The organism is Corallococcus praedator, assembly GCF_003612125.1.
Lineage (GTDB): Bacteria > Myxococcota > Myxococcia > Myxococcales > Myxococcaceae > Corallococcus > Corallococcus praedator.
Genome location: NZ_RAWI01000896.1, coordinates 1 through 479, shown reverse-complemented (window position 1 = coordinate 479; position 479 = coordinate 1). Strand labels below are relative to the sequence as shown.

Here is a 479-nt window from a genome sequence, read left to right as displayed (position 1 = left end):
GGTGCGGAGCGCCTGCACGGACAGGTTGCCCAGGACGATGAGGATGGAGTCGGGACCGCGGTCCGACAGGAGTCCCGGGACAACAAGGTCCCCGCCGACGACCAGCGTGCCCTCCACCGCGAAGTTCCCCGAAGTCTTCAGGTCTCCCGGGATGAAGACGCTCTCTTCCGAAGCCACGCCGGATGCCCGCAGGGTGGGGGCTGCTGTCCCGATGCATTGGGTGGCCACCCGGGCGAGTGCATAGAGGTGCCAGGGCGCGGCGCCTTGCTGTCTTGCCTGGGCGAAGAGTTCCTCGAAACCCGCGGCTGACGGCAGACGCCAGGGGGCCAGGCGCTCCGTGTCCCCATCCTCGAAGAGGGGATCCAGGGCAAGCCGTGGAAGAAGGGCATCGAATGCCGTCGCGAATGCAGAGCGGTCGATTTGCGTCATCCGCCGCACCCTATGCTGCGGCGGCCCCCTTCGGCCCCTCTGCACCCTCC

The 479-nt window shown here is 68.3% G+C and carries 1 protein-coding gene; it reads right to left on the bottom strand.

Going from position 1 to position 479, the window contains the following annotated elements:
• On the bottom strand, positions 1 to 429 hold a 429-nt coding region (locus D7Y13_RS42305; protein WP_208734590.1), incomplete at its 3' end, for a hypothetical protein.
• Positions 430 to 479: the final 50 nt, after the last annotated feature.